This is a genomic window from Microbacterium rhizomatis, from assembly GCF_008710745.1.
Taxonomy (GTDB): domain Bacteria; phylum Actinomycetota; class Actinomycetes; order Actinomycetales; family Microbacteriaceae; genus Microbacterium; species Microbacterium rhizomatis.
This window is the reverse complement of record NZ_VYSA01000001.1, coordinates 857393-883764: the sequence shown is the minus strand read 5'-3', so window position 1 is coordinate 883764 and position 26372 is coordinate 857393. Positions and strand designations below refer to the sequence as shown.

26 protein-coding genes are annotated in these 26372 nt (G+C 68.2%); 15 read left to right on the top strand and 11 right to left on the bottom strand.

Features of this window, described 5'->3' with window-relative positions; genetic code table 11:
- Position 1: 1 nt before the first annotated feature.
- From F6B43_RS04245 to tkt, 3 genes are read right to left on the bottom strand one after another with little or no spacing between them, the layout of a single operon-like run.
- Positions 2-1642 (bottom strand): glucose-6-phosphate isomerase, encoded by a 1641-nt coding sequence (locus F6B43_RS04245; RefSeq protein ID WP_150447625.1) that lies wholly within the window; start codon positions 1640-1642, stop codon positions 2-4.
- Positions 1639-2757 (bottom strand): transaldolase, encoded by a 1119-nt coding sequence (gene tal, locus F6B43_RS04240; RefSeq protein WP_150447624.1) that lies wholly within the window; start codon positions 2755-2757, stop codon positions 1639-1641. Before tal ends, F6B43_RS04245 begins: the two co-directional genes overlap by 4 nt.
- Positions 2754-4853 carry a transketolase gene (gene tkt / locus F6B43_RS04235; RefSeq protein WP_150447623.1) on the bottom strand — a complete coding sequence of 700 codons (2100 nt, stop codon included), beginning with the start codon at positions 4851-4853 and terminating at the stop codon, positions 2754-2756. Before tkt ends, tal begins: the two co-directional genes overlap by 4 nt.
- A 234-nt stretch (positions 4854-5087) precedes the next feature.
- Between tkt and F6B43_RS04230 the strand changes: the two genes are divergently transcribed.
- Together F6B43_RS04230 and F6B43_RS04225 are read left to right on the top strand one after the other, a co-directional pair.
- Positions 5088-6014, top strand: coding sequence for a heme o synthase (locus tag F6B43_RS04230; protein WP_150447622.1), 927 nt, complete (start codon positions 5088-5090; stop codon positions 6012-6014).
- A gap of 339 nt (positions 6015-6353) precedes the next feature.
- Positions 6354-7238, top strand: coding sequence for an endonuclease domain-containing protein (locus tag F6B43_RS04225; protein ID WP_246159789.1), 885 nt, complete (start codon positions 6354-6356; stop codon positions 7236-7238).
- A 294-nt stretch (positions 7239-7532) separates the two neighbouring features.
- On the opposite strand, the gene F6B43_RS04220 is transcribed toward F6B43_RS04225, so the two are convergent.
- Together F6B43_RS04220 and F6B43_RS04215 are read right to left on the bottom strand one after the other, a co-directional pair.
- Entirely contained in the window at positions 7533-8054 is a 522-nt protein-coding gene (locus tag F6B43_RS04220; protein WP_150447621.1) for a tetraspanin family protein, read from the bottom strand.
- Positions 8055-8172: 118 nt separating this feature from the next.
- Positions 8173-9165: a COX15/CtaA family protein gene (locus F6B43_RS04215; protein WP_150447620.1), complete on the bottom strand. Its 993-nt coding sequence runs from the start codon at positions 9163-9165 to the stop codon at positions 8173-8175.
- A gap of 275 nt (positions 9166-9440) precedes the next feature.
- Between F6B43_RS04215 and sufB the strand changes: the two genes are divergently transcribed.
- The 12 genes from sufB to F6B43_RS04155 all read left to right on the top strand — a co-directional run bounded on the left by sufB (position 9441) and on the right by F6B43_RS04155 (position 21448).
- The gene (gene sufB / locus F6B43_RS04210) at positions 9441-10859 is read left to right on the top strand and encodes a Fe-S cluster assembly protein SufB (protein ID WP_150448420.1); all 1419 of its coding nucleotides are present in this window, start codon (positions 9441-9443) and stop codon (positions 10857-10859) included.
- Between the two features lie 35 nt (positions 10860-10894).
- On the top strand, positions 10895-12097 hold the full coding sequence (gene sufD, locus F6B43_RS04205) for a Fe-S cluster assembly protein SufD (RefSeq protein ID WP_150447619.1): 1203 nt from the start codon (positions 10895-10897) through the stop codon (positions 12095-12097).
- Positions 12094-12420, top strand: coding sequence for a non-heme iron oxygenase ferredoxin subunit (locus F6B43_RS04200; protein ID WP_150447618.1), 327 nt, complete (start codon positions 12094-12096; stop codon positions 12418-12420). Before sufD ends, F6B43_RS04200 begins: the two co-directional genes overlap by 4 nt.
- Positions 12421-12434: 14 nt before the next feature.
- Complete coding sequence (gene sufC, locus F6B43_RS04195) at positions 12435-13205, top strand: Fe-S cluster assembly ATPase SufC (RefSeq protein WP_150447617.1); 771 nt, start codon at positions 12435-12437, stop codon at positions 13203-13205.
- Between the two features lie 9 nt (positions 13206-13214).
- Positions 13215-13544, top strand: a complete 330-nt coding sequence (locus tag F6B43_RS04190; RefSeq protein WP_150447616.1) for a metal-sulfur cluster assembly factor — start codon at positions 13215-13217, stop codon at positions 13542-13544.
- A gap of 68 nt (positions 13545-13612) precedes the next feature.
- Complete coding sequence (locus F6B43_RS04185; RefSeq protein WP_150447615.1) at positions 13613-14788, top strand: MalY/PatB family protein; 1176 nt, start codon at positions 13613-13615, stop codon at positions 14786-14788.
- A gap of 33 nt (positions 14789-14821) precedes the next feature.
- Positions 14822-15751: a siderophore-interacting protein gene (locus tag F6B43_RS04180; protein ID WP_150447614.1), complete on the top strand. Its 930-nt coding sequence runs from the start codon at positions 14822-14824 to the stop codon at positions 15749-15751.
- Positions 15748-16761 (top strand): FecCD family ABC transporter permease, encoded by a 1014-nt coding sequence (locus tag F6B43_RS04175; RefSeq protein WP_150447613.1) that lies wholly within the window; start codon positions 15748-15750, stop codon positions 16759-16761. The genes F6B43_RS04180 and F6B43_RS04175 overlap by 4 nt, the downstream gene beginning before the upstream one ends.
- Positions 16758-17807, top strand: coding sequence for a FecCD family ABC transporter permease (locus F6B43_RS04170; RefSeq protein ID WP_246159787.1), 1050 nt, complete (start codon positions 16758-16760; stop codon positions 17805-17807). Before F6B43_RS04175 ends, F6B43_RS04170 begins: the two co-directional genes overlap by 4 nt.
- Positions 17804-18634: an ABC transporter ATP-binding protein gene (locus F6B43_RS04165; protein WP_246159786.1), complete on the top strand. Its 831-nt coding sequence runs from the start codon at positions 17804-17806 to the stop codon at positions 18632-18634. The genes F6B43_RS04170 and F6B43_RS04165 overlap by 4 nt, the downstream gene beginning before the upstream one ends.
- Positions 18635-18663: 29 nt before the next feature.
- Positions 18664-19698 (top strand): ABC transporter substrate-binding protein, encoded by a 1035-nt coding sequence (locus F6B43_RS04160; protein ID WP_150447612.1) that lies wholly within the window; start codon positions 18664-18666, stop codon positions 19696-19698.
- Positions 19699-19849: 151 nt separating this feature from the next.
- Positions 19850-21448 carry an ABC-F family ATP-binding cassette domain-containing protein gene (locus tag F6B43_RS04155; protein WP_150447611.1) on the top strand — a complete coding sequence of 533 codons (1599 nt, stop codon included), beginning with the start codon at positions 19850-19852 and terminating at the stop codon, positions 21446-21448.
- A gap of 23 nt (positions 21449-21471) precedes the next feature.
- Here the strand turns inward: F6B43_RS04155 and F6B43_RS04150 are convergent, their stop codons facing one another.
- From F6B43_RS04150 to F6B43_RS04135, 4 genes are all read right to left on the bottom strand, one after another.
- On the bottom strand, positions 21472-22341 hold the full coding sequence (locus tag F6B43_RS04150) for an SURF1 family cytochrome oxidase biogenesis protein (RefSeq protein ID WP_150447610.1): 870 nt from the start codon (positions 22339-22341) through the stop codon (positions 21472-21474).
- Positions 22338-22580: a hypothetical protein gene (locus tag F6B43_RS04145; protein ID WP_150447609.1), complete on the bottom strand. Its 243-nt coding sequence runs from the start codon at positions 22578-22580 to the stop codon at positions 22338-22340. Before F6B43_RS04145 ends, F6B43_RS04150 begins: the two co-directional genes overlap by 4 nt.
- Positions 22577-22972 carry a DUF3099 domain-containing protein gene (locus tag F6B43_RS04140; RefSeq protein WP_150447608.1) on the bottom strand — a complete coding sequence of 132 codons (396 nt, stop codon included), beginning with the start codon at positions 22970-22972 and terminating at the stop codon, positions 22577-22579. The genes F6B43_RS04145 and F6B43_RS04140 overlap by 4 nt, the downstream gene beginning before the upstream one ends.
- 61 nt (positions 22973-23033) lie before the next feature.
- Positions 23034-23552: a DUF4190 domain-containing protein gene (locus F6B43_RS04135; RefSeq protein ID WP_246159785.1), complete on the bottom strand. Its 519-nt coding sequence runs from the start codon at positions 23550-23552 to the stop codon at positions 23034-23036.
- A 113-nt stretch (positions 23553-23665) separates the two neighbouring features.
- On the opposite strand from F6B43_RS04135, the gene F6B43_RS04130 reads away from it, so the two are divergent.
- A complete protein-coding gene (locus F6B43_RS04130; RefSeq protein ID WP_150447606.1) occupies positions 23666-24376 on the top strand; it encodes a beta-ketoacyl-ACP reductase in 711 nt (236 codons plus the stop codon).
- Between the two features lie 38 nt (positions 24377-24414).
- Here the strand turns inward: F6B43_RS04130 and serB are convergent, their stop codons facing one another.
- Both serB and glgC read right to left on the bottom strand, forming a co-directional pair.
- Positions 24415-25056: a phosphoserine phosphatase SerB gene (gene serB, locus F6B43_RS04125; RefSeq protein WP_150447605.1), complete on the bottom strand. Its 642-nt coding sequence runs from the start codon at positions 25054-25056 to the stop codon at positions 24415-24417.
- A 43-nt stretch (positions 25057-25099) separates the two neighbouring features.
- Positions 25100-26341, bottom strand: coding sequence for a glucose-1-phosphate adenylyltransferase (gene glgC, locus F6B43_RS04120; protein WP_150447604.1), 1242 nt, complete (start codon positions 26339-26341; stop codon positions 25100-25102).
- Positions 26342-26372 lie beyond the last annotated feature (31 nt).

Sequence of the window (26372 nt, the reverse complement as noted above, 5' to 3'; positions counted from 1 at the left end):
CTTACTGCGCAGCCTCGAACAGTGCGAGAACCTCGACCTGCGGATCCGTCAGCGTGATCGTCACGACCGGGCGTCCGTGCCCGTCGGAGAGCACAGACGCATCGCCGGCCGCTTGCGCTTCGATCAGCTCGCCGAAGGTGAACGGCCGACCGGGGATCTCGAGGTCGACGTCGGTGCGCTCCGTGATCTGCAGGAAGACACCGTTGGCGGGACCGCCCTTATGGTACTGCCCGGTCGAATGCAGGAATCGGGGACCCCAGCCGAACGTCGTGGGGCGACCGGAGTCCGCGGCGACGAGTTCGCGAAGCCCCTGCAGCTGGGGGAGGTCGAGGCGGTTGACGTAGGCCTGGATCGCGACATAGCCGTCGGCGGGAACGAGGGCCCACAGCGCATCCAGCACTCCCGCAACCGTTCCCGAAGCGGCGAGTGCGGGGTCCGAAACCCGTACCTCGACACCGTCGGCGGCGAACGCCGGGGCGGTGCGCTCGGGGCGAGCGTCAAGCAGGGCGCGCGTGGCGGCCTTGGCCGATTCCACGTCGGGCTGGTCGAACGGATCGATACCGAGCATCCGTCCGGCGATCGCCGTCGCGTACTCCCAGACGAGCAGCTGAGCGCCCAGCGAGCCGCTGATCAGAACTTCGCCCTCGTGGTGTTCGAAAAGATGGAACCGCGTCGCTTCGTCCACGAGCCGCACGATCTGCAGATCTGCGGGCTTCGAGTCGAGCTCGGGCGAGACCGGGAGCAGGACGACCGGCAGGATGCCGGTACCCTGCTTTCCCGTCGATTCGGCGACGAGCTGCTCGATCCAGTCGGGCAGGCCGATGATGTGGGTGCCGTCGGTGATGAGGCCGAGCTTGTCGCGTCGCGCCGATGCTCCGTTGCTGCTCTGGCTGCCGGCGATCGCGGCGGCCAGCACGAGCGCGGGATTCTCGGGGCTGTCGATGGCGACCTCGAGAAGGGTCGCCTCCGCCTCGTCGAGGAGCTCGGCGATGTCGGCGCCGGCCAGGCCGGCCGGCACGAGGCCGAAGGCGGTGAGCGCGGAGTAGCGACCGCCCACAGTGGGGTCGGCGTTGAAGACGCGGTAGCCCTCCGCGCGTGCGGATACATCCAGCGGCGAGCCGGGATCGGTGACGACGACGATCCGCTCCAGCGGGTCGATGCCGAGGTCACGGAATGACGCCTCGAAGGCGCGTTTGGCCGAATCCGTCTCGACGGTCGAGCCGGATTTGGACGAGACGACGAGCACGGTGCGCTCGAGGCCGCCTGCTTCGGCGTCGCCGTCGATCGCGGCCAGCACCTGCCCGGGGGCCGTCGAATCGAGGATGACGAGCGGGACCCCCGCGGTCTGCGCGATGACCTCGGGCGCGAGGGACGATCCGCCCATGCCCGCGAGCACGACACGCGTGACCTGCTTCTCGATGAGCTCGGCGCGAAGCGCCTCGATCTCGGCGACGAGCGGACGCGAGACGGTGACCGCCTGCACCCAGCCCAATCTCTTGCTCGCCTCAGCCTCGGCGGCGGGACCCCAGAGCGACGCGTCGCCGGCGGTGATGCCCGACGCGACCATGTCGCCGATGAGCCCGGGGAGCGTCGCCTCCACGACCGACTTGACGTGACCGGTCAGGTGGATGTCGAAACTCATTTGGATGTCTCGAGAGCGCTCTGCAGAGCGGTCGTGACCGTCGCCTGCAGCTCGTGCCAGGAGGCGATGAACTTCTCGACCCCTTCGTCCTCGAGCACCTGGGTGGCATCCGCGAAGTCGACTCCCGCCGCGGCGAGCCTGTCGAACACGTCGTGCGCGTCGGCGTAGTTGCCCGTGATCGTGTCGCCGGAGATCACGCCGTGATCGAACGTCGCCTCCAGCGTCTTCTCCGGCATGGTGTTGACCGTTCCGGCGGCGACGAGCTCGGTGACGTAGAGCGTGTCGGGGAGGGCCGGGTCTTTGACGCCGGTCGAAGCCCAGAGGGGTCGCTGCACGGTGGCACCGGCATCCAGAAGCGCCTTCGCGCGATCGGTCGCGAACTCGCGCTCGAACAGCTCGTACGCGAGGCGAGCGTTCGCCACGCCGGCCTTGGACTTCAGAGCCTCGGCATCGGGGGTTCCGATCGCGGTCAGGCGCTTGTCGACCTCGGTGTCGACGCGCGACACGAAGAACGAGGCGACCGACTGGATCGTGGAGATGTCGATCCCGGCGGCCTTGGCCTGCTCGACACCGGCCAGGTAGGCATCGATCACGGCGGCGTAGCGCTCGAGGCTGAAGATCAGCGTGACGTTGACCGAGATGCCGGAGCCGATGACCTCGGTGATCGCGGGGAGCCCGGCCTTCGTGGCGGGGATCTTGATCAGCGCGTTGGGGCGGTCGACCGTGGCCCAGAGTTCCTTCGCCTGCGCGATCGTCGCCTCGGTGTCGTGGGCGAGGTCGGGTGAGACCTCGATCGACACGCGCCCGTCCACGCCGTTCGTGGCGTCGAACACCGGACGGAACACGTCGGATGCGGCCCGCACGTCGTCGGTCGTGATCTCGAAGATCGCCTCGTCGGTGCTGGCACCGCGTTGTGCGAGCACCGCGACCTGGCCCTCGTACGCCTCGCCCTTCGAGAGCGCGCCCGCGAAGATCGTGGGGTTGGTCGTGACCCCCACCACGTTTCGGGTGGCGATCAGGTCGGCCAGGTTTCCGGTGATGATGCGCTGGCGCGAAAGGTCATCGAGCCAGATGCTGACGCCCTCTGCGGACAGGTGGGCGGTGGGGGTGCTCATTCGGCGTTCTCCTTGAGGGTCTCGCGTGCCGCCTGGACGACGGCGTCGGCGGTGATGCCGAACTTCTGGAACAGGGTCTTGTAGTCGGCGGAGGCGCCGAAGTGATCGATCGACACGCTGCGTCCGCGGTCGCCGATGAGCCCGCGCCAGGGCATCGCGATTCCGGCCTCGACAGATACGCGGGCCGTGACCGACGGGGGCAGCACCGATGCCCGGTAGGCGGCGTCCTGCTCGTCGAACCACTCCAGCGACGGCGCCGAGACGACGCGCGCGCCGATGCCCTCTGCCGCGAGGGTCTCGCGGGCGGCGACAGCCAGCTGCACCTCGGAACCTGTCGCGATCAGGATCACGTCGGGCTCTCCGCTCGGAGCGTCAATCAGCACGTAGGCGCCCCGCGCGACGTTGTCCGCCGAAGCGAACGTGTCGCCGGATGCCGCGCCCTCGCCCCGCTCGAACGTCGGGACGTTCTGGCGGGTCAGCGCGATGCCTGTCGGCCCCGCGGTGCGGCGGAGGATCTCGAGCCATGCGACCGCTGTCTCGTTCGCGTCCGCGGGTCGCACGAGGTTGAAGTTCGGGATCGCGCGCAGCGCAGCAAGCTGCTCGACGGGCTGGTGGGTCGGTCCGTCCTCGCCCAGCGCGACCGAGTCGTGCGTCCAGACGAACACGGTCGGGACGTTCATGAGTGCCGCCAGCCGTACGGGCGGACGCATGTAGTCGCTGAAGATGAGGAACGTGCCGCCGAACGGGCGCGTCGGCCCGTGCAGCTTGATGCCGTTGAGGATCGCGCCCATCGCATGCTCTCGGATACCGAAATGCAGCACACGCCCGTACGGATCTCCCGACCATTCATGCGTCGACCACTCGACGGGGATGAACGACTTGCCGTCGGTGATCGTCGTCAGGTTCGATTCCGCGAGGTCGGCGGAACCACCCCACAGTTCGGGCAGTTCAGCGGCCAGCGCGTTGATGACCTTGCCCGACGCGGCACGCGTCGACACGTCCTTGCCGGCTTCGAAGACCGGGAGCGCGGCGGCGATCCCCTCGGGGAGCTCCTTCGCCTCGAGACGGTCCAGGAGCGCCTTGCGCTCGGGGTTCGCCTCGGCCCAGGCGTCGAAGCCCTTCTGCCATTCGGCGTGAGCGGCTGCGCCGCGCTCCACCAGCTCGCGGGTGTGCGCGATCACGTCGTCGGCGACGACGAAGCTCTGCTCGGGATCGAACCCCAAGACCTCTTTCGTGGCCTTCAGCTCGTCGGCGCCCAGGGCCGAGCCGTGGATCTTGCCGGAATTCTGCTTGCCGGGGGAGGGCCAGCCGATGATCGTCTTGAGGATGATGATCGAGGGCTTGTCGGTCACGCCCTTCGCGGCCTCGATGGCCGCATTGAGTTCGGCCACGTCCTCGATGTACTGGCCGGTCTTCTTCCAGTCGACCGTCTGGACGTGCCAGCCGTACGCGTCGTAGCGCTGGGCGACATCCTCGGTGAACGCCACATTCGTGTCGTCCTCGATCGAGATCTGGTTGGAGTCGTAGATCGCGATCAGGTTGCCCAGCTGCTGGTGCCCGGCGAGGCTGGATGCCTCGGACGTGACGCCCTCTTCGAGGTCGCCGTCGCCCGCGATCACGTAGATGTAGTGGTCGAACGGAGACGTGCCGGGCGCAGCATCCGGATCGAAGAGTCCGCGCTCGTAGCGGGATGCGTAGGCGAAGCCGACCGCCGAGGCCAGACCCTGACCGAGCGGCCCCGTGGTGATCTCCACGCCGTCCGTGTGCCCGTATTCGGGGTGTCCCGGGGTTTTCGAACCCCACGTCCGCAGCGCTTCGAGATCGCCGAGCTCGAGACCGAAGCCGCCGAGGTACAGCTGGATGTACTGCGTCAGCGACGAGTGGCCGACGGAGAGGATGAAGCGGTCGCGGCCGATCCAGTGCGTGTCGGACGGGTCGTGCCGCATGACCCGCTGGTACAGCAGGTAGGCGGCGGGAGCGAGGCTCATGGCCGTGCCGGGGTGGCCGTTGCCGACCTTCTCCACCGCGTCCGCCGCGAGCACGCGGACGGTGTCCACCGCGCGCCTATCGATTTCATCCCACTGCAGATCCGACACCCGGCCGCCTTTCGTCAGGGAGCGCCCAGCCGAAGCCGGTCCGCGGCCCTCGACACGAGGAGGAATGGGGATCGGCGCATGGGCGCGCGTGTCTTTCCAGCATAGCGAAGGGGCACGCCGCGAGGCGGGCATCCCGCCGTCATGTGACGGCCCGGGCCTACATCGCCGACGCGGCCGGTCGGAGGCGATGCCATAGACTGAACAGGTCTGGGCACACGCGGGATTCGGGGGACGATGGACATCACAGCGACGTCTCGCCTCCCCATCGAGACCGGCGGGCGATCCCTCGGACGGACGGTTCGCGCCTACGTTGCGCTGACAAAGCCCCGGGTGCTCGAGCTGCTCCTGGTCACGACGGTGCCGGTGATGATCCTCGCTCAGGGGGGCCTGCCGAATCTCTGGCTCGTGCTCGCGACCGTCGTCGGTGGCTCGCTCAGCGCCGGTTCCGCTGCGGCGTTCAACATGTACCTCGACCGTGACATCGACGCGCACATGCAGAGGACCGTCAACCGGCCGCTGGTCACGGGCGAGGTCTCGCCCCGGGGCGCGCTGATCTTCGCGTGGACTCTCGCGGCCGTCTCCACGGTCTGGCTTTCACTGACGACCAACTGGCTCGCCGCCGTGCTGTCGGCGGGCGCGATCTTCTTCTACGTCGTCATCTACACGATGATCCTGAAGCGCCGGACCGAGCAGAACATCGTCTGGGGTGGCATCGCGGGGTGCTTCCCCGTGTTGATCGGCTGGTCGGCTGTGACGGGCTCGCTGTCGTGGACGCCGATGATCCTGTTCGCGCTCGTCTTCCTCTGGACGCCCCCGCACTACTGGCCGCTGTCGATGAAGTACAAGGATCAGTACGACGACGTCGACGTGCCCATGCTCGGGGCCACGCGCACCGGCTCGCAGGTGGGCCTGCAGGTCATCCTCTACGCGTGGGCGACGGTGGCCTGCTCGCTGCTGCTCGTCCCGGTCGCGTCGATGGGGCTCGTCTACACGGTGTCGGCCGTGGTGTTCGGCGGCTGGTTCATCTACGAGTCGCATCGTCTGTACGCCCGTGCCGTGCGCGGCACGGAACCGCGGCCCATGCGCGTCTTCCACGCGTCGATCACGTATCTCACGCTGCTCTTCGTGGCGATCGCGGTCGATCCGCTGCTGCCGTTCTGACCTGAGCGCGGTTCCGGCCGTTTTCCGATCTTCGGAGGTCTGCAGTTCTTCGGAGGTCTGAGGTTCTTCGGAGTTCTGCGGTTCTTCGGAGTTCTGCGGTTCTTCGGAGGTCTGCAGTTCTTCGGAGGTCTGCAGTTCTTCGGAGTTCTGCGGTTCTTCGGAGTTCTGCGGTTCTTCGGAGCGGAACGGCGCGACGGCTCCGACGTTGTGCAGTTCTCCGAGGCTGTGCGGGCCGGCCGGGTGGGCATCGCCTCCTCCCCATGCGGTTCGAAGAGGCCGTTGTGCTCGGATAGCCGGTTCGGGGGTCGCCCCGGCCATCGCACCGGGCACGATCGGGGGGTGACGATACCCCCCGAAGCCCGAGCGCGCGGGCGTGATCGACGTCGTCGGGCAGACGCCGACCTGATCGCTGCGGTCACCGAGAAGCACGACGTCGCGCGCGTGACATCGCTCCGCAACGCGGGTCACTCGCGCCACACCATCGCGCTCGCGCTCGACTCCGGGCGCCTCATACGGGTCCGCCGTGACTGGGTGGCGCTTCCCGGCGCGGATCCCGAACTCGTCGCAGCCGCACGCCACGGTGTCGTTCTCACATGCGTCACGCTCGCGCGGCGCACGGGTCTCTGGGTGCTCGCTGAAGACAGCTGCCACGTCGGCGCCGACCCGCACTCGGCAGTGCGGGCTCCGCACCGAGCGACGACGCATTGGTCGGTCCCCCTGGTGCCGAGGCATCCCGACGACCTGGTCGACTCGCTCACGAACGCACTCGTCCTGATCGCGCGGTGTCAGCCACATGAGGCTGCCCTCGCGGTGTGGGAATCGGCGCTCGACAAGCGCATGATCGTGCGCGAGGAGCTGGCGCAGTTGAGGCTCCCCGGCGCAGCGGCTCGTATGCTCGCGGCGATTCAGCCGTACCGCGACTCGGGGCTCGAGACGATCTTCATCGAACGCTTGCGGTGGCTCGGCGTGAGGATCCTCGTCCAGATCTGGATCGCCGGGCACCGGGTGGACGCCCTCATCGGTGATCGGCTGGTGGTGCAACTCGACGGCGGGCACCACGTCGATGAGCAGCGCGTGAGCGACATCTCGCACGACGCGGCGCTGATGCTGATGGGCTATCACGTCCTGCGGTTCGGCTATCGACAGGTGCTGGAGGATTGGCCGCGAGTTCAAGCCACGATCATGGATGCGGTCGCCCAAGGACTGCATCGCGCGGTCGGGTGAAGCGGTGAGGGAGGGGTGCGGATGCCGCGTGGTGTCTCGCGCAACCTCGGAGAAATGCATGGTCTCGGAGAGTATCGGGATGCTTGTTCCGAGGCTGTGCAGATTCCCGAGGCTATGCAGATTACCGGGGCTGTGCAGATTACTGAGGCTGTGCAGATTCCCGAGGCTATGCAGATTCCCGGGGCTGTGCAGATTCCCGAGGCTGTGCAGACTCCCGGAGCTGTGCAGACCTCGTTCGATGCCGGATACGCGAAACGGCCCGCCCCCGGGTAGGGGCGGGCCGTCGCACGGAGATCAGCGCGTGGGCGTCGTGCTCGACTCTTCGGCGGGCGACTCGGGAGTGGCGGGCGACTCGGGAGTGGCGGGCGACTCGGTCGCGTCGACCGGCGTGGCAGCGACCGGCGTGGCAGCGACCGGCGTCGCGTCGACCGGGGCCGCAGCGGCGGGCTCGGTCACGAGAACGGATGCCGCGTCGTCAGCGTCATCCTCGTCGTTCCACTCGATGACCTCGAGTGCGGCGGGGGCCGGGGCGGGGACGAAGGAGCGGGCCGCGGCGAGCGCGAGAACGGTCACGAGTCCGAACAGTCCGGCAGCAAGGAGCGCTCCGCCGACGATCACCCAGGACTGTCCGGCGTACACCTCGACGCCCGTGGCCGATCCGTCGGCGAGAGTGCTCGTCATCGTCGAGATCTTGTCGAGGACGAGCCAGAGGCCGACCCCCACGCTCGCGAGCGAGCCGACGAGGAGGATCCAGAACGGGATGCTCCGCAGCAGGCCCGGACGGCGGCCGGCGGTCGTGGCGGGACTAATGGACATGGGGGATTCTCCTTGGATGTCGGGCGCCGCGGGATCCGCGGCATACGTAAGCCTGGTCGGTCAGTCCGAGCGCGCTGTGTGTGTCGCCCATGAGTTGGCTATGAGTTCGCCATTCGAGTCACCCCGGGGTGCGCGCTCTCTCGGCTGCGTCGGCGGGTGCGGCGGCGATCGTCGCGGGCGCCGGAAGCTTCAGGTGCATCACGACCGCCGTCATCGCGGCGACCAGCATCATCGCGAGCACCATGTGGATGTTGACGAGGACGATGGGCAGCCCCAGCCGTGCCTGCCACAGTCCGACGGCGATCTGGAGCAGTTCGACCGCGAGCAGGAGCCCCACCCAGAGCCTGAGCCGTCGTGCGGCCTGCGTGCGCCAGGCACCGATCAGGAGTACCACCGTCAGCGCGAGGGTCGCATAGGCCGGCCACGAGTGCACGTGCTGCATGAACTCGGGGTCCAGTCCGTTGCGCGAAGCCGCGCTGTCGCCGGCGTGGGGGCCCGAGCCGGTCACGAGGATGCCGACGATCACCGTGATCAGCACCACCGCGCTCGTGATGTGCGCGGTGATCGCGTACCAGCGCGGCACGCCCCGCTCGCGAGGCCCGGGCGCGGCGTACACCCGGCACACGAGCGCCGCCGCGATCGCGACGAGCGGCACCGACGCGAAGAAGTGCAGCCCCACGACGTAGGGATTGAGCTTCGTGAGCACGGTGATGCCGCCGAGCACCGCCTGCACGGGGATGTACAGCCCGACGAGGAGGGCGAGCCAGAACAGGTCGCGCCGCTCGCGCCGCATCCGCAGAATCAGGATGAACGTGACGATGGCGACGATCGCGAGCACGAATGTCAGCGCGCGGTTGGTGAACTCTATGACGCCGTGGATGCCCATCTCGGGGGTCGCGATGAGCGAATCATCTGTGCACCGCGGCCAGGTGGGGCAGCCCAGCCCCGAGCCTGTGAGGCGCACGAGGCCGCCGGTGCCGACGATCCCGATCTGGACGACGAGCGTCGCCCAGGCGGCCGCGACGACACGGCGATCGACCTTTTCGGGCAGCCACAGCCACAGCCGGCGGCCGATGCCGGGTCGAGAAGATGCGGTCGGTTGGGCGGACATCGCGTCTGGGCCTCCTGGGAATGCCCTCCAGGACGTGGCCGGAGGCGGATCCGCGACCCACGATGGGGGAGCGGAGCCTGTAGAATCGAGGTGTTCGGGATGCTGCGCGCAACGCGCGATTCGCATCACTGACAGTGTAGGCGCGCAAGACGGCGCCACTTGAGAGGGCCCACCAGCGACGTTCTCCTCACGGTGATTTCACCGTGCGATCGGAATGTCGGGGCGGATGACACCGTTGCGGCCTAGAGGAGAGTGTGACTATGTCTGAAGTGCTTGTGTCTGACGTGCTCATCGATCGACCCGAGCTCGCCGGCCTCGGCCAGTACGAGTTCGGCTGGCACGACGATGACGCCGCGGGAGCCATCGCCCAGCGCGGGCTCAGTGAGGCCGTCGTCCGGGGGATCTCGGGGCTCAAATCCGAGCCCGAATGGATGCTGAAGAACCGGCTCAAGGGCCTGCAGCTCTTCGAGCGCAAGCCGATGCCGACGTGGGGGGCCGATCTCAGCGAGATCGACTTCGACAACATCAAGTACTTCGTGCGCTCGACGGAGAAGCAGGCGCAGTCGTGGGAAGACCTTCCTGAGGAGATCCGCAACACGTACGAGCGCCTCGGAATCCCCGAAGCCGAGCGCCAGCGCCTTGTCGCCGGGGTCGCCGCGCAGTACGAGTCCGAGGTCGTCTATCACCAGATCCGTGAAGATCTCGAGGCCCAGGGCGTCATCTTCATGGACACCGACACGGCTCTGCGCGAGCATCCCGAGTTCTTCGAGGAGTACTTCGGCACGGTGATCCCCGCCGGCGACAACAAGTTCGCGGCACTCAACACGGCCGTCTGGTCGGGCGGGTCGTTCGTCTACGTCCCCAAGGGCGTGCACGTCGAGATCCCGCTCCAGGCGTACTTCCGCATCAACACCGAGAACATGGGTCAGTTCGAGCGGACGCTGATCATCGCGGACGAGGATTCGTACATCCACTACATCGAGGGCTGCACGGCGCCGATCTACAAGTCGGACTCGCTGCACTCCGCCGTCGTCGAGATCATCGTCAAGAAGAACGCGCGTGTGCGCTACACGACGATCCAGAACTGGTCGAACAACGTCTACAACCTGGTCACGAAGCGTGCGATCGCGCACGAGGGCGCGACCATGGAGTGGATCGACGGCAACATCGGTTCGAAGGTGACCATGAAGTACCCGTCCATCTTCCTGGTGGGCGAGCACGCCAAGGGCGAGACGCTCTCGGTCGCTTTCGCGGGGCCCGGCCAGCATCAGGACGCCGGCGCCAAGATGATCCACATGGCGCCGTACACGCAGTCTTCGATCGTCTCGAAGTCGATCGCCCGCGGCGGCGGCCGAGCGGGCTACCGAGGCGAGGTCCGCGTCGAGGCGAACGCGCACCACTCCGCGAACACCGTGCGCTGCGATGCGCTGCTGGTCGACACGAAGTCGCGCTCCGACACCTACCCCGCGATCGACATCCGCGTCGATGATGTGCAGCTCGGCCACGAGGCGACCGTCTCGAAGGTCAGCGAGGAGCAGCTCTTCTATCTCATGAGCCGAGGGATGCCGGAGGACGAGGCGATGGCCATGATCGTCCGCGGATTCATCGAGCCGATCGCCCGTGAACTGCCGATGGAGTACGCCATGGAATTGAACAAGCTCATCGAGATGGGCATGGAAGGCAGCGTCGGATAATGATCGCTCTCGCGATGAACGGAATCGTGGGCTGAATGACGTCGCTCACCCAAGCCCCGGCCACCACACCGTCGGGGGTCGCTGTCGTGGGCAGCACCGCCCACTCCGACGGCGGTTTCGTCCCGGTCCAGACCCGCTCCGAGCGCCCGCGCTCGTACGACCCCGCTGACTTCGGCGTTCCCACGGGGCGCGAGGTCGACTTCACGCACACGCCGGTCGCGCGACTGGCTCCGCTCTTCGTCGACGCCGACGCGTCGGCGAACCCGGTCGAGATGACGGTGAGTGGCGCGCAGGACGTGTTTCAGGGCACGCTCGCGATCGGCCAGAGCCCGCGTGGCGACGTCTTCGAGCCCGAGGACGTGATCGCCGCCGTGGCCTGGACCCGCACGACGTCGGCGCTGCACCTTCGCATCCCCGCCTCGATCGAGCTCGCCGAACCCGTCGAGATCGATGTCACCGCGCCTGGCGCGGTGGCCCACAGCCACATCGTGATCGAGGCGTCGGCGCATTCGCGGGCGACCGTGCTCCTGCGTCACCGCGGCGAGGCCCTGCTGGCCCAGAACGTCGAGATCATCGTGCGCGACGGCGCCCATCTCACCGTGGTGACCGTGCAGGAGTGGTCCGACGGCGCCGTGCACGCGGCATCCCACCAGGCTCGTGTCGATCGCGACGCGTACCTGCGGCACATCGTGGTGAGCCTCGGCGGTGCCGTGGTCAGGCTGAACCCGTCGATCGAGCTCGCCGGCTCGGGGGCGGAAGCCGAGATCTACGGGCTCTCGTTCGCCGACGCCGGTCAGCACTTGGAGAGCCAGGTCTACCTGCATCACAAGGGCCCTCAGACGCGCGGGAACGTGCTCTACAAGAGCGCTCTGCAGGGTGACGGCGCGCGGACGGTGTGGGTCGGCGACGTGCTGATCGGACCCGATGCGACCGGTACCGACTCCTACGAGGCAAACCGCAACCTCGTGCTCACCGAAGGTGCGCGCGCGGACTCTATCCCGAACCTCGAGATCGAGACCGGCGACATCCGCGGAGCAGGGCACGCGAGCGCCACGGGGCGCTTCGACGACGAGCAGCTCTTCTACCTGCAGGCTCGCGGCATCCCGGAAGAAGAAGCGCGCCGCCTGGTCGTGCGCGGATTCCTCGCCGAGATCGTGCAGAAGCTCGGCATCCCGGCCCTCGAAGAAGAACTCAGCGCCGCCATCGAGGCGGAGCTGACCCCGGCGGAGGCGGCATGAGCGCCACCCGCGCGTGCGCGCTCAGCGAGCTGCAGCAGGACGAGGCCCACCGAGTCGAGATCGACGGTGTCGCGATCGCGGTCGTGCTCGACTCGAACGGCGAGGTCCACGCGATCGGCGATGTCTGCACCCACGGCGACGTCTCGCTGTCCGAAGGGTTCGTCGACGACGACACGCTGGAGTGCTGGGCCCACGGCTCCGCCTTCTCGCTGCGTACCGGTCGCCCACTGAACCTCCCCGCGTACGAGCCGGTCCCGGTGTATGCGGTCACCATCGACGGCGATGACGTCCTCATCGACCCCGCCGTCCTCAAAGAGCTCTGAAGAAGGAAGCACACATGCCTGTCCTTGAAATCCGCGATCTGTTCGTGACGGTCGAGACGGATGCCGGAACAACGCCCATCCTCAACGGCCTGACGCTCACGATCCGCACGGGTGAGACCCACGCGATCATGGGCCCGAACGGGTCGGGTAAGTCGACTTTGGCCTACACGATCGCCGGTCACCCCAAGTACCACGTCGAGAGCGGCTCCATCACGCTCGACGGTGCAGACGTCCTGTCGATGACCGTCGACGAGCGTGCGCGCGCCGGTCTGTTCCTGGCGATGCAGTATCCCGTCGAGATCCCCGGTGTGACCGTGACGAACTTCCTGCGCACGGCCAAGACCGCGATCGACGGCGAGGCGCCGTCCATCCGCACCTGGACCAAGGACGTCAAAGCGTCCATGAAGAACCTCCGCATGGACCCGAAGTTCGCCCAGCGCAATGTGAACGAGGGCTTCTCCGGCGGCGAGAAGAAGCGCCACGAGATCCTCCAGCTCGAACTCCTGCGCCCGCAGATCGCCGTGCTCGACGAGACCGATTCGGGCCTCGACGTCGACGCGCTCAAGATCGTGTCCGAGGGCGTGAACCGCGCCAAGGAGCAGACCAACCTCGGCGTTCTGCTCATCACGCACTACACCCGCATTCTGCGATACATCCACCCCGATTTCGTTCACGTGATGGTCGCCGGTCGGATCGTCGAAGAGGGCGGTCCCGAGCTGGCTGAGCGCCTCGAAGACGAAGGCTACGATCGTTTCGTCGAGCCCGCCGTCGACGCGGACGCGTAGGATCGTTATATGACCGCAACGCTCGCACCCGAGAAGTTCGACGAGGTCACCGAAGCCCTGAAGGACGTCATGGATCCCGAGCTCGGGATCAACGTCGTCGATCTGGGACTCATCTACGACCTCGCGTGGGATGACGAGAACGATGCTCTCGTGATTCACATGACCCTCACCAGCGCCGGGTGTCCCCTCACCGATGTGCTCGAGGAGCAGACGGCGCAGGCGCTCGACAACGTCGTCGAGCGTTTCCGCATCAATTGGGTCTGGATGCCGCCGTGGGGCCCTGAGCGGATCACGGACGACGGACGCGACATGATGAGGGCACTCGGCTTCGCGATCTGAGCGACGTCCCCGCGACGCCGTGTGACAGGTGAGGGGCGCCGCCGTTGCCGCGCGGTTAGCCTGAAAAAGTGAGTGCGACCCCGCTGCAGGCCCTGCCGATCGACGAGTTGCGCCAGCGTTCGAGTACGAAGTGGCGCAAGTATCCGGCCGACGTGATCCCGATGTTCGTCGCTGAGACCGACTACGGGCTCGCCCCGGCCATCACCCGAGTTCTCGCCAGGGCGGTCGAGCTCGGCGACACCGGCTATACCCCGCCCGACCCCGGCATCCGGGACGCGTTCGTCGGATTCGCGCAGCGCCGCCTCGGATGGTCGGTGGACCCCTCGCACGTGTTCTGGACCGGCGACGTGATGATGGGGGTCGTCGAGATCCTGCGCCTCGTGATCTCGCCTGGGGACCGCGTCGTCGTGACCACGCCGGTGTATCCGCCCTTCTTCGACACGGTCGAGGAGGCGGGCGGCATCGTCGAGCGAGTACCGCTCGTCCGTACAGAGACGGGCTTTCATCTCGACCTCGACGGCATCGAGGCCGCCCTGGCCGGGGGAGCGCGCGCCATTCTTCTGTGCAATCCGCACAATCCGACCGGCACCGTTCACACGCGCGAGACGCTCGCCGCTCTCGCGGACATCGCCGAGCGCGCGGGCGCCACCGTCATCAGCGACGAGATCCACGGCCCTCTCGCGTACGATCCCCGTGCCTTCACGCCGTTCCTCGCCGCATCGGACGCGGCCGCCCGGGTCGGCTACGCGGTGACGAGTGCGAGTAAGACCTTCAACCTGGCGGGGCTGAAGTGCGCGGTGATGATCGCGGGCGCGACCCCTCAGGCCCACGCTCTGCAGACGCTGCCCTGGGAGGTCGAATGGCGGACGGGACTGTTCGGGGCGCTCGCGAACGTGGCTGCCTACTCGCCCGAGAGCGATGAGTGGCATGACAGCCTCATGGCGGCCCTGACCGCCAACAGGGCGCTCCTGGCGGACCTGCTCGCCGATCACCTGCCCGAGGCGCGGTACCGCATACCCGATGCGGGGTTCCTCGCATGGGTGGATGTCTCGGACTACGGGTGGGGCGACAACCCCGCGACGAAGATCCGCCGCGAAGCGCGAGTGGCCCTGCATCACGGGCCGCTGTTCGGCGACGAGGGCGTGGGGCACGTGCGGATCAACTTCGCGTGCCACCCCGATCTCCTCCGTGAGGCCGTGACGCGTGTAGGGGCTCTTGCGGGCGGTGTCACCGCATCGAATTGAGGTTAAGGAGTAGGTGAGGCTAACCTAAGAAACATGTCCTCGACCGAGATCATCTCCCGGCCCGCCTACCGCCCCTATCGAGCGACCGTCTCACGTGTTCGACGTCTCTCGCCGCACTTCGTGCGTGTGACGTTCCACGATCACGATCTGGCCTACTTCGGTACGGCCGGCCTGGATCAGCGGATCAAGGTCGTTCTTCCGCGAGCGGACGGCGAGTACGGCGATTTCGGTCAGCATGATGCCGCGGGGGACTGGTACGACCGGTGGAGGGCGCTCCCCGAGTCGGAGCGCAACCCGTTTCGCACGTACACGGTGCGCCGGATCGATCCGGATGCGCGCGAGCTCGACGTCGACTTCGTCGTGCATCCCGGGGCCGGCCCGGCGGGCACATGGGCCGAGACGGCGGCGCCCGGCCAGGAGCTCATCATCGTCGGGCCCGACGAGCGGAGCCCGCACTCCGCGACCGGTTTGGACTGGCACCCGGGAAACGCCACGCGGCTGCTGCTCGCCGGCGATGAGACGGCCGCCCCCGCGATCGGCGCGATCCTCGAGTCTCTCGACGACTCGCACGAGGTCGACGCCTTCATCGAGGTGGCCACGGCAGAGGACGTCGTGCCGCCCGCATGCGCCAGCGGGTTCCGCGTGCACTGGATCGCGCGCCACGAGCGAGCGCACGGCGCTGCGCTCATCGAGGCGGTGAGCGCCTGGGCGAGCCGATCGACCGATGTCCTCGAGCGCGCGGCCGCGCCGCGCACGCAGGAGCTCGACGACATCGACGTGGATCGTGAGCTGCTCTGGGACAGCCCCGAGGGCGCCGAGGGGGAGTTCTACGCCTGGATCGCAGGCGAAGCCGCCACCGTCAAGCAACTGCGCCGGATGCTGGTATCCGACCGGGGCGTGGACCGCAAGCGCGTCGCCTTCATGGGCTACTGGCGTCTCGGTCAGGCCGAACGCGTCGAATGATCGCCACCGCCCGAAGGCGGCGGACCGGGCTGGTGCTCGCGGGGATGATCGTCGTGTTCGTCGTCGCCGTCGTGCTGAGCCTCGGTGTCGGCGCGCGTCCGATCGCCCCCGCCACCGTCCTCGAAGCGCTGCTGTCGCCCGACCGCTCGGACCCCGACCACACGGTGGTGCTCACGCAGCGTCTCCCTCGCACAGTGATCGCGATCGTGGCCGGCGCTGCACTCGCCGTTGCCGGCACCGTGATGCAGGGGCTGACGCGCAACCCCCTCGCCGACCCCGGGCTGCTCGGAGTCAATGCCGGAGCATCCGTCGCCGTGCTCGCCGCGATCACGCTCCTCGGCATCACCACCCCGAGCGGCTTCGTCTGGTTCGCTTTCGGCGGCGCGGCGATCGCAGCAGTCGTCGTCGCCGCGATCGGGGGACGCGGACCGGACGGGAGCAATCCTGCGAGACTCGCCCTCACCGGAGCCGCCGTCACGGCAGGGCTCGGGGCTGTCACCATGCTCATCCTGACGACGAACACCGTCGCTCTGGACGTCTACCGCTACTGGTCGGTGGGCGGCCTCACCGCACGCGGACTGGATGCTGTCGCGATCGTCCTGATTCCGATCCTCATCGGGCTCGTGCTCTCGCTCACCTCGGCGCGCGGGCTGGATCTGGTCGCGCTCGGCGAGGACACCGCAACGGGTCTCGGCCACAATGTCGCACGAACGAGGGTCGTCGGCATCCTCGCCACCGTGCTCCTGTGCGGCGGCGCGACAGCGATCGCGGGCCCCATCGTCTTCCTCGGACTTCTCGTGCCGCACGCGCTTCGCGCGGTGGTCGGCGGCGAGTACGGGCGCCTGCTCGTGGTCGGCATCCCGGCGGGAGCGAGCGTGCTGCTCCTCGCCGACGTCGCCGGCCGGGTCATCGCGCTGCCGGGCGAAGTGCAGGCGGGCATCGTCGTGGCGTTCATCGGAGCACCCGTCCTCATCTCCCTTGTGCTGCGCAGAACGGAGGTGTCGCTGTGACGACGCTCGAGGAACCCGTCTTCCCGCGGGCGAGCGTCGTCCTGGGCGTGCGGCGCGGCGCGCGTCGGCGCGCGACCCTCGTCCTCTGGATCGTCGCGGCGATCGTCGTCGCGGTGACGGCCGTCGCGCTCTCGATCGGCGACTACGCCCTCTCACCGGAGGCGCTCTGGCGCACCCTGTGGGGTGGCGGTGAACGGATCGAGTCCTACGTCCTCTTCCAGGTGCGGGCTCCGCGCGTCGCGATGGCGCTGGTCGCCGGCGGCGCGCTGGGGCTCGCCGGCGCCCTCCTGCAGTCCTTGCTCGGCAATCCCCTCGCCAGCCCCGACCTCCTGGGCATCTCCGGCGGCAGCGGTGTCACCGCGGTGTTCGTCCTGCTGGTGCTCGGCACCACTGGGCCGCTTCTCGCGCTTGGCGCGTTCGGGGGAGGCATCGCCGTCGCCGGACTCCTCCTGCTCGCCGGTCGGGCTCAGCTCGACGGCGGTTACCGGCTGATCCTCGCGGGGATCGGAGTGTCATTCCTGTGCGCGGCGGTCATCAACTTCCTGATGGTGCGCGCCAAGGTCGAGCAGACGCAGCTGGCCCTGCTCTGGCTGACCGGCAGCCTGTCGTCCACACCGTGGTGGCAGGTGGTCACGGTGGCAGCAGTGGTGCTCGCGAGCATCCCGGCCGTCGTCCTCTGCGCGCGCTGGCTGCCGATCGTGCAGCTGGGGCCGTCCACCGCGTCGGGGCTCGGGGTGCGCCCGGGTGTCGTCCGTGTGACGACGGTGACCGTCGCCGTGCTCCTGACGTCGGTCACGTGCGCCTTCCTCGGGCCGATCTCGTTCGTCGCGCTGTGTGCTCCGGCGATCGCACGCCCGCTGCTCGGCCACGGCGCCATCGGCATCGGTACGAGCGCCCTGATCGGGGGTGCGCTGCTCGCCGTCGCCGACCTGATCGCACAGTTCGGGATCCCGGGACTCCAGGTGCCCGTGGGCGTCGTCACCGGCGCTCTCGGCGCCGTCTTCCTGCTCTGTCTGCTCGCCACTTCGAAAGGACGCCACTTGTGACCTCCCCGAATGCCACGGATGCTCCGCGCCTCGTCGCGCGTGGCCTCGATGCCGGCTACCCCGGCCGCAGGGTCATCGAGGGTCTGGATCTGCAGATCGCCCCCGGGCGGATCACGATGATCATCGGCGCCAACGCGTGCGGAAAGTCCACGCTGCTCGGGGTGCTCGCTCGCCTCCGCGCTCCGCTCGCCGGGAGCGTCGAACTGGATGACGTCGATGTGAACACGATTGCGCGGTCGCGCTTCGCGCGCACGGTCGGGCTGCTGCCCCAGCATCCGATCGCTCCCGACGGGCTCAGCGTCGCCGAGCTCGTCTCTCGCGGCCGCCACCCCCATCGCGGGGTCTTCCGCCGGTGGAGCGCGGCGGATTCCGCGCACGTCGACGACGCGATGGCCCGCACGGGCGTCAGCGAGCTCGCCGACCGCCCGGTGGGTGATCTGTCCGGCGGGCAGAGACAGCGGGTCTGGATCGCGATGGCTCTGGCGCAGGACCCCAAGATCCTGCTGCTGGATGAACCGACGACGTTCCTCGACCTCAGCCATCAGCTCGAGGTGCTCGATCTGCTGCGCGAGCTCAATCGCACCCAGGGCACCACGATCGTCGTCGTCCTTCACGAGCTGAACCTCGCGGCGCGCTACGCCGACGATCTCATCGTCATGTCGGAGGGCCGGGTCGTCGCACACGGCCGGCCGTCCGACGTGCTCACCCGCGAAGTGGTGGCGCGGGCTTTCGCCCTGGACGCCCTCGTGATCCCCGACCCGCTCACGCAGACTCCGCTCGTCATCCCGGTACCCGGAGGCGCGCACGCGCGCGCCGACGAGCACTGACCACAGCCCACCACAGAAAGGCACGACACATGACCCGTCCACGTACCAGGCTGGCCCTCGCCATCGCCGCGACCGCCGCGGCCGCCTTCGCTCTCGCCGGATGCGCCGGCACGGCCTCGACGTCGCCCACCGCGAGCGCAGGAGCCGTCGCGCAGATCGGCTTCCCCGTCACGATCGACTCGGCCCTCGGCTCGACCACGATCGAGGCCGCGCCCACCCGTATCGCGACGTGGGGATGGGGTGCCACCGACGCGGTCCTCGCGCTCGGGATCGTGCCCGTGGCCATCCCCGCCGACAACTACTCCGGCGGCGACGACAAGATGTCGCCGTGGATCTCGGACGCCATCGAGCAGCTCGGGGGCGATGCCCCGACGATCCTCGATTCGTCCGCCAGCGAGATCTCGGTCGAGGAGCTCCTCGCGACCGACCCCGACGTGCTCCTGGCGCCTTATTCCGGGCTGACGCAGAAGGAGTTCGACGCGGTGACCGCAGCCGGCGTCCCCGTCATCGCGTACCCCGAAGCGGCCTGGACGACGCCGTGGCGCGACGTCATCACGATCACCGGCGAGGCACTCGGGATGAAGGATCAGGCGGCCCAGCTGCTCGGTGACCTCGACACCCTCGTGAGCGACGCGGCCGCCTCGCATCCCGAGTTCGCCGGAACCTCGATCGCGTACATCGACGACGACGTGGACACGTTCTACATGTATCTGCCCGCCGATCCGCGCGTCGAGATCCTCGAAGACCTCGGATTCGTCACCCCGTCGAGCGTGACAGCGCTCGACAACAAAGAGGGGACGTTCTACACGACCGTGAGCTATGAGAGCCTCGACAGGATCGACGCGCAGGTGATCTTCACACAGGCGGAAGAGCAGAGCGCGCTCGATGAATTCCTGAGCTCGGACCGCGGGCTGCTGATCCCGGCTGTCAAGAAGGGCGCCGTGGCCGCGATCGTCGGTGCGGAGAACGTCGGTGCCGTCTCGCCCACGGCGCTCAGCCTCCCGTGGCTGCTCCCGACGATGACGGACAAGCTCGCCGCGGCAGTCGCGACAGCCAAGAGCTGAGAGCGCTCTACCCGATGGATGCCCCGGCCGTCGTAGCCGGGGCATCCGTCGTGTGCCGCCCCCGGGAAGGGTCGGGGCGCGTGCCGACTTATACTTGGGGGCTGGCACTTCGCCGCCCTCGATCCCCGACTTCAAGAAACGGACGTCTGCTGTGCTCGCCGTTCACGACCTCGAGATCCGCGTGGGAGCCCGCATCCTCATGTCGGATGTCTCCTTCCGCGTGTCACCCGGTGACAAAGTGGGGCTCGTGGGCCGCAACGGCGCCGGCAAGACCACGCTCACGAAGGTCCTCGCGGGCGATCTGCTTCCGGCCGACGGCCGCGTCGAGCGATCGGGCGAACTCGGTTACCTGCCGCAGGATCCCCGCTCGGGTGATCCATCGATGCTCGCCCGCACGCGCATCCTCGATGCACGCGGCCTCGGCTCCTTGGCGATCGAGATGCACGAGGCTGCTCTGGCCATGGGTGCTGACGATCAGGCCGTCGCCGCGAAGGCGATGAAGCGGTACGGCCAGCTCACGGAGCGTTTCGAAGCTCTGGGCGGCTACACGGCCGAGGCAGAGGCGGCGACGATCTCGCACAACCTCTCGCTCCCGGATCGACTTCTCGATCAGCCGCTGAGCACGCTGTCGGGCGGCCAGCGACGCCGGATCGAGCTCGCCCGCATCCTGTTCTCGGATGCAGATTCGATGATCCTCGACGAGCCGACCAACCACCTCGACGCTGACAGCGTGGTGTGGCTGCGTGAGTTCCTGAAGAACTACCGCGGTGGCCTCATTGTGATCAGCCACGACGTCGAACTCGTGGGCGAGACCGTCAACCGGGTCTTCTACCTCGACGCGAACCGTCAGGTCATCGACGTCTACAACATGAACTGGAAGAACTACCTGCGCCAGCGGGTCGCCGACGAAGAGCGCCGGAAGAAGGAGCGCGTCAACGTCGAGAAGAAGGCGACAGCACTGCAGCTGCAGGCCGCCCGGTTCGGCGCCAAGGCATCGAAGGCCGCCGCCGCCCACCAGATGGTCGCACGTGCGGAGAAGATGTTGTCCGGCCTCGACGAGGTGCGTCAGGAGGAGCGTGTCGCGAAGCTCCGCTTCCCCAAGCCCGCGCCGTGCGGAAAGACGCCGCTCATGGCGACGGGTCTGTCGAAGTCGTACGGCTCGCTGGAGATCTTCACAGATGTGGATCTCGCGATCGACCGCGGGTCGAAGGTCGTCGTGCTCGGGTTCAACGGCGCGGGCAAGACGACGCTCCTGCGGATCCTCGCGGGGGTCGACAAGCCCGACACGGGTGAGCTCGAACCCGGCCACGGACTGAAGGTCGGCTACTACGCCCAGGAGCACGAGAACCTCGACGTCAATCGGTCGGTGCTCGAGAACATGATGTCGGCGGCGCCCGACATCACCGCCACCGAGGCGCGTAAGGTGCTGGGTTCGTTCCTGTTCACGGGCGACGATGTGCTCAAGCCCGCCGGCGTACTCTCCGGCGGCGAGAAGACGCGCCTGTCGCTGGCGACTCTCGTCGTCTCGTCGGCGAACATGCTCCTGCTGGACGAGCCCACGAACAACCTCGATCCCGCGTCGCGCGAAGAGATCCTCGGCGCGCTCTCGCACTACGAGGGCGCCGTGGTGCTCGTCTCGCATGACGAGGGCGCGGTGATGGCGCTCAACCCCGAGCGTGTCCTCATCCTTCCCGACGGCGTCGAAGACATCTGGAACCGCGAGTACCAGGAGCTGATCACGCTCGCGTGATCTTCCGTCGCTGCGGAGGCGGGTCAGCGGGTGCGGTCGAGCAGCGCATCCTCGTCTTCGGCGTCGCGGTCGCGTCGACGCCTGGCCGGCGTGCGGGTCGGAAGCTCGACGCCGGCGGCGGCCGCGGCACGGTCTTCGGCATCCTCTCGCCGGGCCCGTCGTTCGCTGCGGATCACGTACCAGATGAAGACGAAGCCCATGATCGCGAACAGGATCCACTGGATCGCGTACGACAGGTAGGGTCCTGGGTCGTCCGACGGCGGGTCGACGGCCTGCGGCCGTGTGTCGGGGGCCGGGGTCTCGGACATCATGAGACCGTAAGCCGACTGCTCGAGCTTGGCCGCTGACGCCGGGTCGAGCATATCCGCGACCAGCGGGAGGTTGATCGTCGGCACCTGACCGTCGGGTGCCGACCGGCCGGAGGTGGGGAGGGCCTCACCCGGCCGCAGCCGGACGATCACCGACACGTCGCCCGTCGGTGCGGCAGGAATGACATCCGGGTCCGGCTGGTGGTTTCCGGGCGGAACCCACCCTCGATCAACGAGGAGGACGCGGCCATCGTCCAGCTGGAAGGGTACGAGCACCTCGAAGGCTGCCGTCCCGCCGTGCGGTCGATTGCGCACCAGGATCTGTTCACCGTCCAGGTATCTCCCCGTCAGCTCGACGGGGAGCCACTCGTCCTGCGGTGCCAGCGTCGTGCCCAGGGGGATCGCCGAGTCGAGCGACACGGGTTCGCGGTCGTAGTTCGCGGCGACCAGCGCGAGCTGCTCGGATCGCTCCGCGTTCCGGGAGAACTGCCAATTCGAGAGGAACCCGCACGCGATCGCGAACACGATCGCGACGGCGATGTAGATCGTCCAGCGCACCGCGGCGGGAGCGGTGGCGCGGCTCACAACACGCCTCCGGCGGATGTGAGCGCGCTCACCGACACGGGGAACTCGCGCGCGGCGAGAAACGCGCGCAGGTACTCGACGTGGTCATCGCACGCCACCCAGATCTTGCGGCGGTCACCGGTGTGGATACGGGGATTGCGCCAGGTGATCCGCCAGGAGGCGTGCTCGCGGCATCCCGCTCTCGAGCACTCCGCGGTCGACGCGCCCGGATCCGAGTCAGCGTCGTGCCGTGGGCTCATGCGCCGGGCCCGGAGGCCGGACCGTCGCCCTGGCCGGCCCCGTCGATCGGGCGGCTCTCGTGGATGAGGATCACCGGAGGCGCGGACGCCTCCGCCTCACGTACGACCGGTGTGCTCGGCGCTTGCGGCAGAGCACGCTCCGGGCTCTCGGCATCCACTTCATGCACATCGTCGCCGACGTTGGCGATGACGACGGCGATATAGGGCAGGAAGATCGCCCCGGCACCGAAGACCCACGTGTACCAGCCGTACGGAGTGACCAGCACCATCAGCACGAAGCACACGATGCGGATGCCCATCATCACGAGGTACCTCGTGTACCGACGGCTCGCTTCGTCGCGCGGCGCCCGCGGAAGGGACGTCGCCGACTGCGCATTCGCCTGACTCTTCACGATGATCACAGACTACGCCGCGTGCGAGCCTCTCGGCCCCGTCCGCGGCGTGCGATCGGACTCAGATGTTGTTATAACGCGCACCCTGCGTGGCGGCGAACCCGATGAATGCGAAGAAGGCGATCACGCCGAGGATGAACAGCCCGAGGCCGACGTACCCGACGATGACTCCCGCCAGCGCCAGCCCGCGTCCGCCCTCTTGCGTCTGGGAGATCTGACGCAGCGAGATGTGCCCCATGATCACGCCGGCGAGTGAACCGATGAACGGCAGGAACCAGAGGAATCCGACGATCGAGGCGATCATCGAGATCACTGCGAGCGTGTTGGTCTTGACCGGCTGCGGATACGCGCCGTACGGAGCCTGCGCGTACTGCGGGTAGGCACCGGGCTGGCCGTAGACCGGCTGCGGAGGAGCGCCGTAGGGGGCAGGCTGAGCGGGCGCTCCGTACGGAGCCGGGGGTGGGTACGCGCTCGGAGGCGGATAGGCGCTCGGCTGCGCGGGCGAGCCATAGGCGGGGGGAGCGGGCGGCGCCGGCACGGCGGGGACCTGAGGATTCTGGCCGGGGGAGGTGTCGCTCACGATGCGCCTTTCGTCACGGATGCTGGCCTTCAGCGTCCCAGCGCCGCAACCCGGGTGTCAAACCCGCGCCGGTAGGCTGGTGCGGATCATCCGCCGAGCTCCAGGAGGCCTACATGCCCAGCGATCGCGTCGTCCTCGTCACCGGGGGAAACCGCGGCATCGGCCGTGCCATCGCCGAGCGCTTCGTCGCGGAGGGGTACCGGGTCGCAGTGACAGCCCGATCCGGCGAAGGACCCGAGGGCACGCTGACGGTGCGCGCGGACGTGACGGATGCCGCAGCCCTCGATGCCGCGTTCACCGAGGTGGAGCAGCAACTGGGGCCCGTCGAGATCGTCGTCGCGAACGCGGGCATCACGCGCGACACACTCCTGCTCAGGATGACGGAGGACGATTTCGACAGCGTGATCGCGACCAATCTCGGCGGAACCTTCCGCGTCGTCAAGCGCGCATCCAAGGGAATGCTCCGCGCGCGCTGGGGGCGCGTGATCCTCATCTCGAGTGTCGTCGGCCTCTACGGCGGAGCCGGTCAGGTCAACTACTCGGCCTCCAAGAGCGCCCTGGTGGGCTTCGCGCGTTCACTCACGCGAGAGCTCGGCGGACGGGGCATCACGGCGAACGTCGTCGCCCCCGGCTTCATCGAGACCGACCTCACCGCAGTCCTGCCCGAGGCGACCCAGGCGGAGTACAAGAAGAACATCCCGGCGGGGCGCTTCGCCACGACAGACGAGGTCGCCGGGGTCGTGACGTGGCTCGCGTCGGATGACGCGTCCTACATCTCGGGTGCCGTGATTCCGGTGGACGGCGGCCTCGGCATGGGGCACTGACGGGCGCGCATCGCCCCCGGCCACCTTCGGGGCGCTGCTCAGGGCAGCAGCGGAATCACTTCGCGCAGATCCACCGGCCCGATCACCAGGTCCGCGTGCGCGCGCACCGCGGGTTTGGCGTTGAAGGCGAGCCCGAGGCCTGCAGCGGCCATCATCAGCAGGTCGTTCGCGCCGTCGCCGATCGCGATCGTGCGCGCGGCCGACACGCCGAGTTCATCGGCCCATTCACGAAGCGACGCGGCCTTGGCCGCAGCATCCACGATCTCGCCGTCGATGACTCCGGTGAGCACCTCGTCCTTCGAGGCGAGTCGATTCGCCCGCCACCGGTCGACCCCTAGCTGGGGAGCGACCGTGTCGAGGATCTCGTGGAAGCCGCCTGAGACGACTCCCACGACGCCGTGTCGTTCGTGCACGGCGTCGATGAGCTCTCGGACGCCGGGGGTGGGTTCGATGCGCGCGCGAACGCGCGCGAACGACGACAGCGGCACCCCCTCCAGGGCTCGGACGCGCGACCGCAGGCTCTCCGCGAAATCCACCTCGCCGCGCATGGCGGCCTCGGTCGCCGCCGCGATCTCGGGGCCGCGACCCGCTTCGTCGGCGATCAACTCGATCACTTCGTTGCGGATAAGGGTCGAATCCGCGTCGAGGACGACGAGAAGGCGGGTGGGGGCGTCGGGCACCCTCACACGTTAGCGGGATCCGCGGGGAGCCCCCGCGCAGAGGTCAGTCGACCCGCATACCCTTGCCGACGACCGTGATGCCGGTCTCGGTGACGGTGAAGCCCCTGGCCAGATCGTGATCGCGGTCGACGCCGACGGTGGCTCCGTCGCCCAGGACCACGTTCTTGTCGAGGATGGCGCGATGGATGCGGGCGCCCTGCCCGACGCGGACATGGTCGAAGATGACCGAGTCGGTGATCGTCGACCCGCCGGCGGCGAGGGCCCACGGACCGATCACGCTGCGTTCGAGGTGAGTCCCCGAGAGCACCGAGCCGAGCGAGACGATCGAGTCGATCGAGTTGCCGATGCGGCCGACCGAGTCGCGGACGAACTTCGCCGGTGGCGAGTTGACCGTCTGCGAGTGGATGGGCCAGTCCATGTTGTAGAGGTTGAAGATCGGCAGGGTCGAGATCAGATCCATGTGCGCGTCGAAGAACGACTCGATCGTGCCCACGTCCCGCCAGTACGACCTGTCGCGGTCGGTGGAGCCGGGCACCTCGTTGCGCTTCATGTCGTAGACGCCGGCTTCGCCTCGTCCGACGAAATAGGGCACGATGTCGCCGCCCATGTCGTGGTTGGAGGTCGGGAGTTCGCCGTCCGTCTCGACGGCCTCGATGAGTGCCTCCGCGTCGAAGATGTAGTTGCCCATCGAGGCGAGGACCTCACCGGGGGAGTCGGCCAGGCCGGTCGGGTTCTGCGGCTTCTCGAGGAACTGCTTGATCTTCGACGGGTCCTTCGCATCGACATCGATGATGCCGAACTGGTTGGCGAGTCCGATGGGCTGGCGGATGCCGGCTACGGTCGCCCGGGCGCCGGATTCGATGTGCGCAGCGAGCATCTGACGGAAGTCCATGCGGTACACGTGATCGGCGCCGATCACCACGACGATGTCGGGCTTCTCGTCGTTGATCAGGTTGAGGCTCTGCAGGATCGCGTCAGCCGATCCGGAGAACCAGCGCTTGCCGAGCCGCTGCTGCGCCGGGACGGATGCAACATACGAGTCGAGGAGCGGCGACATCCGCCAGGTCTGGGATATATGCCGGTCGAGGCTGTGCGACTTGTACTGCGTCAGTACGACGAGCTGTCTCAGCCCCGAGTTGATCAGATTCGAGATCGCGAAATCGATGAGACGGTACTGGCCGCCGAACGGGACGGCGGGCTTGGCTCGGTCGGCGGTGAGGGGCATGAGGCGCTTGCCCTCCCCGCCCGCGAGGATGATTCCGAACACCTTCGGCGCTGCTGGCATGGCACCACACTAGGCCGCGCCAGGGCCGGGG

Coding starts and splice junctions, on each gene's coding strand:
- F6B43_RS04245 (WP_150447625.1), bottom strand. CDS start 1,642: ATGAGTTTCGACATCCACCTGACCGGTCACGTCAAGTCGGTCGTGGAG.
- tal (WP_150447624.1), bottom strand. CDS start 2,757: ATGAGCACCCCCACCGCCCACCTGTCCGCAGAGGGCGTCAGCATCTGG.
- F6B43_RS04230 (WP_150447622.1), top strand. CDS start 5,088: ATGGACATCACAGCGACGTCTCGCCTCCCCATCGAGACCGGCGGGCGA.
- F6B43_RS04220 (WP_150447621.1), bottom strand. CDS start 8,054: ATGTCCATTAGTCCCGCCACGACCGCCGGCCGCCGTCCGGGCCTGCTG.
- F6B43_RS04215 (WP_150447620.1), bottom strand. CDS start 9,165: ATGTCCGCCCAACCGACCGCATCTTCTCGACCCGGCATCGGCCGCCGG.
- sufD (WP_150447619.1), top strand. CDS start 10,895: ATGACGTCGCTCACCCAAGCCCCGGCCACCACACCGTCGGGGGTCGCT.
- F6B43_RS04200 (WP_150447618.1), top strand. CDS start 12,094: ATGAGCGCCACCCGCGCGTGCGCGCTCAGCGAGCTGCAGCAGGACGAG.
- sufC (WP_150447617.1), top strand. CDS start 12,435: ATGCCTGTCCTTGAAATCCGCGATCTGTTCGTGACGGTCGAGACGGAT.
- F6B43_RS04190 (WP_150447616.1), top strand. CDS start 13,215: ATGACCGCAACGCTCGCACCCGAGAAGTTCGACGAGGTCACCGAAGCC.
- F6B43_RS04180 (WP_150447614.1), top strand. CDS start 14,822: ATGTCCTCGACCGAGATCATCTCCCGGCCCGCCTACCGCCCCTATCGA.
- F6B43_RS04175 (WP_150447613.1), top strand. CDS start 15,748: ATGATCGCCACCGCCCGAAGGCGGCGGACCGGGCTGGTGCTCGCGGGG.
- F6B43_RS04160 (WP_150447612.1), top strand. CDS start 18,664: ATGACCCGTCCACGTACCAGGCTGGCCCTCGCCATCGCCGCGACCGCC.
- F6B43_RS04145 (WP_150447609.1), bottom strand. CDS start 22,580: ATGAGCCCACGGCACGACGCTGACTCGGATCCGGGCGCGTCGACCGCG.
- F6B43_RS04130 (WP_150447606.1), top strand. CDS start 23,666: ATGCCCAGCGATCGCGTCGTCCTCGTCACCGGGGGAAACCGCGGCATC.
- glgC (WP_150447604.1), bottom strand. CDS start 26,341: ATGCCAGCAGCGCCGAAGGTGTTCGGAATCATCCTCGCGGGCGGGGAG.